This is a genomic window from Paludibacterium sp. (genome assembly GCF_019232825.1).
Classification (GTDB): domain Bacteria; phylum Pseudomonadota; class Gammaproteobacteria; order Burkholderiales; family Chromobacteriaceae; genus Paludibacterium.
In genome coordinates this window covers 1-9,436 of sequence record NZ_JAFAND010000002.1, presented here as the reverse complement: position 1 = coordinate 9,436, position 9,436 = coordinate 1, and the positions used below count along the sequence as shown (strand labels likewise).

The window sequence follows — 9,436 nt, the reverse complement described above, 5'->3', positions numbered from 1 at the left end:
CAGCGTGGACTTCAGTCCGCGCGGGTCGAAGTAATCGTACTCGATCGCATAGCCGGGCCGCAGGATGTGGGCGTTCTCCATGCCGCGGATCGAGCGCACCGCCGCCAACTGGATGTCGAAGGGCAGGCTGGTGGAAATCCCGTTGGGGTAGAACTCGTGCGTGGTCAAGCCTTCCGGCTCCAGGAAGACCTGGTGACTGTCCTTGTCGGCGAAGCGGTTGATCTTGTCCTCGATCGACGGGCAATAGCGCGGACCGACGCCTTCGATCACGCCAGTGAACATCGGGCTGCGGTCGAAGCCGGAACGGATGATGTCGTGGGTTTGCGTCGTGGTATGGGTGATCCAGCACGGCAGCTGACGCGGGTGCATGGCGCGCGTGCCGCGCACGGAGAACACCGGCTCGGGCGAATCGCCCGGCTGCTCCTCCATCACGGAGAAATCGATGCTGCGGCCGTCGATGCGCGGCGGCGTGCCGGTCTTCAAGCGGCCGACCGGCAAGGCGAGCTCGCGCAGCTTGGCGCCCAGCACCGACGCCGCCTGGTCCCCGGCGCGGCCGCCGCTGTAGTTGGCCAGGCCAACGTGAATTTTGCCGGCCAGGAAGGTGCCGGCGGTCAGCACCACGGTGCTGCCGTGGAATTCGACGCCGATGGCGGTCTTGACGCCGACGACGCGCTCGCCCTCCAGCAGCAGGTCGTCGACCGGCTGCTGGAACAGCATCAGATTGGGCTGGTTCTCCAGCATGTGGCGGATCGCCGCCTTATACAGCACGCGGTCGGCCTGGGCGCGGGTAGCGCGCACCGCCGGCCCCTTGGAGGCGTTGAGCGTGCGGAACTGGATGCCGCCCAGGTCGGTGGCGAGCGCCATGGCGCCGCCGAGCGCGTCGAGCTCGCGCACCAGATGGCCCTTGCCGATACCGCCGATGGACGGATTGCACGACATCTGCCCCAGCGATTCGATGCTGTGGCTCAACAACAGTGTCTGGCGGCCCATGCGCGCCGCCGCGAGCGCCGCCTCGGTGCCAGCGTGGCCGCCCCCTACGACGATAACGTCAAAGTGCGTCGGATAAATCATGTGCGGATCACGGAATTCAACTGAAACGTATCATTTTACGTCAAATTCCGAATGAATTTAAGCTTTTGATTTAGTTCGATTCGTCGCGGAACGTCCGCGCGCGCGTCGCCAGGTAGACGCGCCAGACTTTTTGCGCGTACGCGTCGCGCAGGCGGTCGCGGCCCGGCGCCGTGCCGGCGTTGTAGGCGCCGATGGCGCGCCAGCCGTCGCCGTACTGGCGCATGAACCCGGCCAGTATCCAGCCGCCGACCATCACCGACGCGCAAGGATTGTCCAGCAGCAAACGCTCGTCGTAGCCGTAGCGCGCGAGCCTAGGCAAGTGCCGGCTGTTGATCTGCATGAGGCCGATGTCGTAGCTGCCGTCGCGGTTGCGGTGGATGGCGCGCGGGTTGAAGCCCGATTCGACCTTGGCGATCGACCACAGCAGCCAGGGATCGATTTGGTAGCGGCTGCCGGCCTCCTGCCAGCAGCCGGCCAGGGCGGGACGGGCGAACAGGGCGAGACACAGCAGCAAAGCGTAGCGGCCCATGCCGCGTCTCCTGTGGGAAGCCATCGTCGATTCGACGGTAACGCCCCGCCGGCGGCGGCATCATCGGCACAGTCCGAATCCGTGCCAGCCCCCTGGATGTCATAGGATGGTCATCACGCTTACATACAAACTTCAAACACGCTGCTTAGCATGGTCGGCACGTCAAGCCACACGGAGCCTAGCATGCAACTCAATCAAAACCTGGCAACCCGCCGCGAGAGCCGGCTGTCCCTACGCTTGGCGCAAGGCGCCGACGACCTGCGCCGCGTGCAGAAGCTGCGCTTCGACGTATTCGCCGGCGAGATGGGTGCGCAACTGACTTCGGCCGACCTGGGCCTGGACTGCGACGAATACGACGATTACTGCGAACACCTGATCGTCGAGGATCAAGCCACGGGCATGGTGGTCGGCACCTACCGCATGCTGACGCCGGAAGCGGCGGCACGCGCGCCGAGCCTGTACTCCGAACACGAATTCAACATCACCCGGCTGGAACATCTGCGCCCGCGCCTGATCGAGGTCGGCCGCTCCTGCGTGCATAAGGATTTCCGCACCGGCGGCGTGATCACGCTGTTGTGGGCCGGCCTGGCCGAATATGTACGCAAGCACGGCTGTGAATACCTGGCCGGCTGCGCAAGCGTGAGCCTCGCCGACGGCGGCCACCAGGCGGTCAGCCTGTATCGCCAGCTGGAAGGCAGCCACCTGGCGCCGGCAGAATGGCGCGTGTTTCCGCTGTTGCCGCTGCCGCTCGACCGCGTGCTCGACGACGCCGCCCCGGCGCCGATGCCGGCGCTGATCAAGGGCTACCTGCGCGCCGGCGCCTTCGTCTGCGGCGAACCGGCCTGGGACCCCGACTTCAACTGCGCCGACTTTTTCATGTTGTTGTCGATGCACCGCCTGAGCAAGCGCTACGACAAGCATTTCGGCAGCAAATAAGTAAGGCGGGAGTGGGGAGTAGATAAAGCGGGAGTAGGGAGTCGGCCTTACCCACTCCCGCTTCACCCACTCCCGCCTCACCGACTTCCCCCGCGCTATAATGCGCCCATGTCTTACACCTTCGAGCCCATTGGCCTGATCCGCTCCCCGTTCAAGGAGAAATTCGGTATTCCGCGCCAAAGTTCGCTTGCGCCCAGCGCGCGCGCCGAGCTGGTGCTGCTGCCGCCGTTCGACCAGCCCGACATGGTGCGCGGACTGGACGCCTTTTCGCATGTCTGGATTCAGTTCGTGTTCCACGAAACCGCCGCGCGCGGCTGGACGCCGTTGGTCAGGCCGCCGCGTCTGGGCGGCAACGCCAAGGTCGGCGTGCTCGCCAGCCGCTCGACCCACCGGCCCAATCCGATCGGCCTGTCGCTGGTCGAGCTCGCCGGCATCGACTATGACCAAGGAGTACGCTTGCTGCTCGTCGGCGCCGACCTGCTCGACGGCACGCCGGTGCTCGACGTCAAACCCTATATTCCTTTCGTCGAGGCTCGGCCCGAGGCAAACAGCGGTTTCGTCGACGGCCCGCCGCCGCAACTGACCGTCGCCTGGAGTTCGGCGGCCGAAACGGCGCTGGATGAACGCAAGCGCCTCAAGCCCGACTTCCGCCAGCTGGTCGACGAAGTGCTGGCGCAGGACCCGCGGCCGGCCTATCAAGACGACCCGGAACGGGTGTATGGCGTGCGGCTGTTCGACGTCGACGTGCGCTTTCGCGTGGACGGCGACAGGGTCGAAGTGCTCGGTATTCACGATGCCGATACGAACTAACCGGCCATGCCCGTGTCTCAACGCATGCTGTCATCTCACTTAGGAAAAGTAAGATATGAATTCACGCGCGAAGACGATGATTCTCGCCTTCTCACTCGCTTCCTTGCTGCTCGCCCCGCTGGCCGAGGCCGCGCGGATCGGTAAGGGCCGTAGCGCCGGCGTGCGCCGCAGTGCGCCGACGCAACCCTATCAACAGTCGGCGGCGCCGGCCGCGCCGCAACCCGCGCCGGCACAACCGCAGAAACAAGGGCCGGGCATCGGCACGGTGGTCGCCGCCGGGGCGGCCGGCGCCGCCGCCGGCTATATGCTCGGCTCCGCCACCAATCACAACGCCGCCACCGCGCCGGCCCACGCCGCGGCCTCGGCGCCTGCCACGGCAAGCCAAGCCACGCAGGCCGTCAACGCGCCGGCGCCGCAGCCCGCCGGCATTCCTTGGCATTGGGTCATCCTGCTGGGCGTGGCCTTCCTGATCGGCCTGGCCTGGTTCCGCCGCCGCATGGCCATGCCGGAGCACGCGCCGCAGGCGATGCGGCCGCAACCGCAGCCCCAGCCGCAACCGCAGGCCAACGACAACCGCTTCGACGCGATCCCGGCCATCGGCTCCGGCTTTCCGGGCAACGGCGGTGCGACGGCCAACGCCAGCACCGATCACCGCCGCCTGCCGGACGGCACCGAGGCGCCGTACTTCCTGCGCCAGGCCAAGGCGATCTTCCTGCACCTGCAAAGCCTGAACTCGCCCGATTCGCTGGACGAGGTGGCGCGCTACATGACGCCGGAGCTATTCAACGAGCTCAAAGGCGACATCGTCAACAATCAGGCGATGGCCGACTTCACCGATCTGGATTGCCAGCTGATCGACGCCGGCGAAGAGATGGGCCGCATCACCGCCAGCGTGCGCTTCTTCGGCTTGGTGAGCGAGGAAGTCAACGCCACGCCGGTGCCGTTCTCGGAGACCTGGCACTTCGTCAAAGACGATCCGATTAGCGGCAAGTGGAAGGTGGCCGGCATTCAGCAGAGCTGACGCCATCGCTAATATGAAAAAAGGGCCATATGGCCCTTTTTTTCATTGCGGTTACAAACTGGAATGACGCTTGCTTGCCAAGCTGGCAGGCGATAAGGTTGCAACAACGCAATCGTGCGTTGCTACGCGCACACACGCCACGATGGGCTGTAGGGCGCGTTCGCGCAGCAACGCGCCACATGGCAGTACCAGGAGATCCACCATGAATCAGGCGCCGACCGAACACGCCGGGCTCGCGCTCAACGCGCATTTCCAACCGATCTACAGTCTGGCGCACCGCCGCACCGTCGGCGTCGAGGCGCTGCTACGCGCCAAGCACGCCGGCAAGCCGCTGATGCCGGAACAGGCGTTTGCGCGCATGGAGCAACCGGAAGCCTGTCACCAGCTGGACCTGGCGATGCTGCGCACCCATGTCGCCCAAGTGCCGGCTTCCGACTCGCCGCGCTGGCTGTTTCTCAACGTCCACCCTGCTTCGCTGACGAGTCCGGAACACGTTGAGCGTGTCGCCAAGGCGATCGCCGACGCCGGCCTCGCGCCGCAAAGCGTGGTGCTGGAAGTGCAGGAACACGCGCTTGGCGGCGACGACGTGCTGCAGCAATCCATCCGTCAGCTGCGCAAGCAGGGTTTCCTGATCGCCGTCGACGACTTCGGCGTCGGCCACTCCCACCTCGACCGCATCTGCGAGATGGAACCGGATCTGGTCAAATTCGACCGACAGCTGCTGCGCCAGGCCAGCGGTAATCCGCGGCTGCGCAATCTGCTGTACCGTTTGGTGCATCTGATGCACGAATCCGGTGCACTGGTGGTGCAAGAAGGCATCGAGACCGAGGGCGACGTGCTGGTGGCGTTGGAATCCGGCTGTGACTTGGTACAGGGCGATTACGTCGCCCGGCCGGGACTCGCGCCCGACGGCGATGAATTGATCACGCCGCGCATCGACGCGCGCTGGGACGAACTGATGGTGCGCGACCTGTTGCGGCGCAAGATCACCCGGCGCCAGCTGGAGCTGGCGCGGCAGTCGTTCGTGCAAAGCGCCATCCTGCTGATGCAGAACACGCCCTTCGACGAGGCGGCCCGGCCGATGCTGTCGATGCCCAATGTGCTGCGCTGCTTCCTGCTCGATAGCGAGGGCCGCCAGATCGGCCGCAACCTCAACACCCGTCAGACCGCCTCGCAAACCGCGCAGCCGAAGTTCGCGCCGTTGGCCGACACCACCGGCGCCGTCTGGTCGCGCCGCGCCTATTTTCAGCACGCGATCGATCAGCCGGGCGTGCTCTATATGAGCGAACCCTATCTGTCGATGACCGACACCCGCACCTGTGTCACCTTGTCGATGGCGATTGAAATCGATGAGTCGATGCACGTGCTGTGCACCGATATGTTGGCGCCGTCACCCGGCCTCAACATGGCCGGGTGACGGCGGGAGAAACGCGGCTTACTGCGCCGACGAAGAGGCGGTATTGGCCGGCAGCGGCGGCACCTCGTTCAGATACTCGAACAAAGTCACCACCTTGAGCACGCCGGCGGTCTGGCTAACCACCGCCGCCGCGGCGTCGCCCTCGGGACGCGTCACCAGCCCCATCAAGTACACCACGCCACGTTCGGTCACGATCTTGATCGCCTGCGACGAGTAATTGCCCTCGCCGCCCATCAGGCGGCTGCGCGCCTTGGAAGTGATCCAGGTGTCGTTGTTGCGCTGACTGAAGGTCGACGGATCGGCCACCACGGTATAGTTTTCCACCCGCTTGACGCCCGGCAGCGAGCCGGCGATCAAGGCCACGCGGTTGCGATCGTCTTCGCTTTGCATTTCACCGGTCAGCAAGACGGTGCGGTTGAAGCTGTTGAGGTTGACATGCGCGCTGGGGAATTTATCCGACAGCATCGCCCCGCCTTTGAGCTCGATCGACTTGTCGTCGAGATAAGCGCCGCTGGTGCGGCGGTCGCTGGCCACCATGGCGGTGCCGGCTACCCCGCCCGCCAGCAAGGGGAAAAAGCAGCCGGACAGCGCCGAGCTCAATCCCAGCACCAGAATCGCAGTCATCCAAGGACGACGGTTCATTATTCAGCTCCTAGCAACATGTAATCGACGGCGTCGCACACCGCGTGAATCAACAGAATATGCACCTCCTGAATGCGGCAGGTGCGCATCACCGGCACGTTGAGCAGAATGTCGTCCGGCGACAACAGCTCGGCGATCTTGCCGCCGTCGCGGCCGGTCAGGGCGATCACGCTCATGCCGCGCTCGTGCGCGGCGCCGATGGCCTCGATCACGTTGGCCGAATTGCCCGAGGTGGAGATCGCCAGCAGGATGTCGTTGGCGTGGCCCAGAGCCCGCACCTGCTTGGAAAACACCATGTCGAAGTCGTAGTCGTTGCCGATGGCGGTCAAGGCCGAGGTATCGGTGGCCAGAGAAATGGCCGGCAAACCCATGCGCTCCTTCTCGAACCGCCCCACCATCTCGGCGGCGAAGTGCTGGGCGTCTGCGGCGGAACCGCCATTACCGCAGGACAGAATCTTGCCCTCGCCCATGAAGCACTGCACCATGCGCTCGGCGGCGGCGGCCACCACGGGCGCCAGAACGGTCATCGCCTCCTGCTTGGCGGCGATGCTGTCCAGAAAATGCGCGTTGACGCGTTCGATCAAATCCATGCTTTTCCTTCCGGGCGCTTCACGCCAGAAAATTTTTCATCCAGTCCAACCGGCCGTCGCCTCGCGACAACACGGCATCAAAACGGCAGCGGGCATCATCGAGCCCTTTGACATGCAGATAGGTGGCGGCCGCGAGACGCAGGCGGCGCTGCTTGGCCGGCGTTAGACTCTCGGCGGCGCCGCCGAAGCGTTCGCTCGCCCGGTGGCGCACCTCGACGAACACCCATACCCCGGCGTCGCGCATCACCAGATCCAACTCGCCGCCTTGGCAGCGCCAATTGCGCTCCACCAGCGTCAGCCCTTGACGCTGTAGCCAGCGTAATGCCCGGTCTTCGGCCTCACGGCCGCTGTTATTCATTGCCCGTTATTATCGGGCATCATTACTGCCAGTGGCAAAACCCGTTCAAATTGACGGTCCGCGCCCAGCTGCAAATCGCCGGTCACCCCGGAGAGCTTGAGCATGCCGGGCACCGGCTTGCCCTTGGCCATCAACACCGCCAACCGGTAAGCATCGATCCCCAGCGCATACAGCCGCTCGGTCTGCATGGTCAGCGCCGCGCTCGGCCGCGGGTAACGCTTCACCTGCGCCTGCTCAGGCATCAGGAACCACGGCATGTCGATAAAGCGGATGCCGGCCAGCGCCGCATCCGGTTTGCGCGTATCCAATTGCGACGTGGCGTACACCGACAACGGCCCCGGCAAGGCGGCCTTGAGCGCGGCGGCCTCGGGCGGCGTCATGGCGATGAACACCGAATCGGCATGCGCCAGCGTATCGGTCATCGGCGCGGTGAACGGCCAAGCCAGCACTGCCGGCGCGGCGCCGGTCTGTTTGCGCCATTCGTCGACGAAGGCTTGCGCCAGCCGCTTGGACAAGGGGTCGGCCGTGCTGACCACCAAGGGGTTGGCCCGGCCATCGTCGCGCATCAGGTGCGCGACCTGCCGTGCCTCGCCTTCGACGATCAACGACAGACTCAACAAACGCGGATTGGTTTTCAGGCCCGGCTCGAAACCATTGAGCGCCAGCGTCGGCACCGTGACGTGCGCGGCGATGGCGCTGATGCCCGGCCGCGTCAGCGGGCCGACGATCACGCGGGCGCCGGAGGCCACCAGCGCGCGGTAGCGCGCGGCCAGATCGGCCGGCTCCTCGTCGACATATTCCAGCGACGCCTGGCCGTCGGTCGCGGCGGCGGCATCCATGCCGGCGCGCACCACACGGGCGGCCTCGCCGAAATCGGGCGAATCGGTCGGCAACAACACGCCGATGGTCAACGCCGGCTTGGCGCCCGGCACGGCCGGCGGCGCGCTCGGCGCGGCCTGCGGCGGTGGAACTGGCGCGGGTTGCGGCGCGGGGGCGGGCTGCGATACCGGCGCGGACGCGGGTTGCGGCACCGGCACGGGCGGTGTCGCGGCAGCGGGTCGGGCGGTCTGGGAAACACTCAACGGATTGAGCGGCGCGGCATTGCTTTGAATGATATAGTCGGGTTCCTGCGCATGGACCAGCGTACCCCATGCCAGCAATGTACCAACCATCAGTGGAGCCAGTTTTTGCATACTTCGTTCGCTCACTTGATCGAGTCTTCCGGGGAGTCTTTCCTACCCGGCACATTATATGTTCTGGCCACTCCCATTGGAAATCTGGCGGATATCACCGCGCGTGGTTTGGCGGCACTGACGGCCGCCGATGTGGTCTGCGCCGAGGATACCCGCGTCACCGGCCAGCTGCTGAAAGCCTACGGCCTGCACGCGCCCAAGCTCGTCAGCCTGCGCGAACACAACGAACGCGCGATGGCGGAACAGGTGATCGGCTGGCTGCGCGAAGGCTTGAAAGTGGTGCAAGTATCGGATGCCGGCACGCCGGCGATTTCCGACCCCGGCGCGCGCCTGGTCGAGGCCGTGCGCGCCGCCGACCTGCCGGTGTGCCCGCTGCCGGGCGCGAGCGCCGTGGTCACCGCGCTGTCGGCGAGCGGCTTGACCGCGCCGTCGTTCCTGTTCCACGGCTTTTTGGCGCCGAAATCCGGTGAGCGCCGGCGCCAATTGGCGCAATGGCGCCAAGCGGCATACAGCGTGGTGTGCTACGAAGCGCCGCACCGCATCCTCGACACGCTACAGGACATCGTCGCCGAGCTCGGCCCGGAACGAAACCTGTTCTTGGCGCGCGAGCTGACCAAAACCTTCGAAACCCTGCGCACGCTGCCGGCACAAGACATGCTGACTTTCGTCAGCGACGACGCCAACCAGCAGCGCGGCGAATTCGTGCTGGTGATCGACGCCGCGCCACCCCAGCCGCAAAACGAGGGACTGAGCGCCGACACGCTGCACACACTGGCCATCCTGGCGGCGGAACTGCCGACCAAGCAAGCGGCGGCCTTGGCGGCACAGCTGACCGGCGCCAACAAAAAGGCGCTGTACGACCACGCGCT

Annotated in this window: 11 protein-coding genes; 5 read left to right on the top strand and 6 right to left on the bottom strand. The window is 65.7% G+C overall.

The genetic code is table 11. The annotated features are described in order from the left end of the window. Positions 1-1,071: tRNA uridine-5-carboxymethylaminomethyl(34) synthesis enzyme MnmG (gene mnmG / locus JOZ06_RS00125; protein ID WP_293227519.1), on the bottom strand; the 1,071-nt coding region annotated here is incomplete at its 3' end. 70 nt (positions 1,072-1,141) lie between these two features. Further along, on the bottom strand, positions 1,142-1,600 hold the full coding sequence (locus JOZ06_RS00120; protein WP_293227518.1) for a lytic transglycosylase domain-containing protein: 459 nt from the start codon (positions 1,598-1,600) through the stop codon (positions 1,142-1,144). A gap of 183 nt (positions 1,601-1,783) precedes the next feature. Between JOZ06_RS00120 and JOZ06_RS00115 the strand changes: the two genes are divergently transcribed. From JOZ06_RS00115 to JOZ06_RS00100, 4 genes are all read left to right on the top strand, one after another. Then, a complete protein-coding gene (locus JOZ06_RS00115) occupies positions 1,784-2,536 on the top strand; it encodes a GNAT family N-acyltransferase (RefSeq protein ID WP_293227517.1) in 753 nt (250 codons plus the stop codon). 108 nt (positions 2,537-2,644) lie between these two features. After that, a complete protein-coding gene (gene tsaA, locus JOZ06_RS00110) occupies positions 2,645-3,346 on the top strand; it encodes a tRNA (N6-threonylcarbamoyladenosine(37)-N6)-methyltransferase TrmO (RefSeq protein WP_293227515.1) in 702 nt (233 codons plus the stop codon). A 55-nt stretch (positions 3,347-3,401) separates the two neighbouring features. Beyond that, a complete protein-coding gene (locus JOZ06_RS00105; protein ID WP_293227513.1) occupies positions 3,402-4,367 on the top strand; it encodes a Tim44 domain-containing protein in 966 nt (321 codons plus the stop codon). Between the two features lie 202 nt (positions 4,368-4,569). Next, a complete protein-coding gene (locus tag JOZ06_RS00100) occupies positions 4,570-5,784 on the top strand; it encodes an EAL domain-containing protein (protein WP_293227511.1) in 1,215 nt (404 codons plus the stop codon). 18 nt (positions 5,785-5,802) lie between these two features. Here the strand turns inward: JOZ06_RS00100 and JOZ06_RS00095 are convergent, their stop codons facing one another. The 4 genes from JOZ06_RS00095 to JOZ06_RS00080 are packed head-to-tail and all read right to left on the bottom strand — an operon-like array spanning position 5,803 to position 8,546. Then, complete coding sequence (locus JOZ06_RS00095) at positions 5,803-6,426, bottom strand: BON domain-containing protein (RefSeq protein ID WP_293227509.1); 624 nt, start codon at positions 6,424-6,426, stop codon at positions 5,803-5,805. Further along, on the bottom strand, positions 6,426-7,016 hold the full coding sequence (locus JOZ06_RS00090; RefSeq protein ID WP_293227507.1) for a phosphoheptose isomerase: 591 nt from the start codon (positions 7,014-7,016) through the stop codon (positions 6,426-6,428). The genes JOZ06_RS00095 and JOZ06_RS00090 overlap by 1 nt, the downstream gene beginning before the upstream one ends. Before the next feature lie 19 nt (positions 7,017-7,035). Next, entirely contained in the window at positions 7,036-7,374 is a 339-nt protein-coding gene (locus JOZ06_RS00085; RefSeq protein ID WP_293227505.1) for a YraN family protein, read from the bottom strand. Continuing rightward, on the bottom strand, positions 7,371-8,546 hold the full coding sequence (locus JOZ06_RS00080) for a penicillin-binding protein activator (RefSeq protein WP_293227503.1): 1,176 nt from the start codon (positions 8,544-8,546) through the stop codon (positions 7,371-7,373). Before JOZ06_RS00080 ends, JOZ06_RS00085 begins: the two co-directional genes overlap by 4 nt. A gap of 15 nt (positions 8,547-8,561) precedes the next feature. Between JOZ06_RS00080 and rsmI the strand changes: the two genes are divergently transcribed. Continuing rightward, positions 8,562-9,436 (top strand): 16S rRNA (cytidine(1402)-2'-O)-methyltransferase (gene rsmI, locus JOZ06_RS00075; protein ID WP_293227501.1); only part of this gene is annotated, 875 nt, incomplete at its 3' end.

What these genes read in the sequence shown, in the direction of transcription:
- JOZ06_RS00095 (WP_293227509.1), bottom strand. Translation starts at nt 6,426, where the DNA reads ATGAACCGTCGTCCTTGGATGACTGCGATTCTGGTGCTGGGATTGAGC.
- JOZ06_RS00105 (WP_293227513.1), top strand. Translation starts at nt 3,402, where the DNA reads ATGAATTCACGCGCGAAGACGATGATTCTCGCCTTCTCACTCGCTTCC.
- JOZ06_RS00120 (WP_293227518.1), bottom strand. Translation starts at nt 1,600, where the DNA reads ATGGGCCGCTACGCTTTGCTGCTGTGTCTCGCCCTGTTCGCCCGTCCC.
- JOZ06_RS00085 (WP_293227505.1), bottom strand. Translation starts at nt 7,374, where the DNA reads ATGAATAACAGCGGCCGTGAGGCCGAAGACCGGGCATTACGCTGGCTA.
- JOZ06_RS00090 (WP_293227507.1), bottom strand. Translation starts at nt 7,016, where the DNA reads ATGGATTTGATCGAACGCGTCAACGCGCATTTTCTGGACAGCATCGCC.
- JOZ06_RS00100 (WP_293227511.1), top strand. Translation starts at nt 4,570, where the DNA reads ATGAATCAGGCGCCGACCGAACACGCCGGGCTCGCGCTCAACGCGCAT.
- tsaA (WP_293227515.1), top strand. Translation starts at nt 2,645, where the DNA reads ATGTCTTACACCTTCGAGCCCATTGGCCTGATCCGCTCCCCGTTCAAG.
- JOZ06_RS00115 (WP_293227517.1), top strand. Translation starts at nt 1,784, where the DNA reads ATGCAACTCAATCAAAACCTGGCAACCCGCCGCGAGAGCCGGCTGTCC.
- JOZ06_RS00080 (WP_293227503.1), bottom strand. Translation starts at nt 8,546, where the DNA reads ATGGTTGGTACATTGCTGGCATGGGGTACGCTGGTCCATGCGCAGGAA.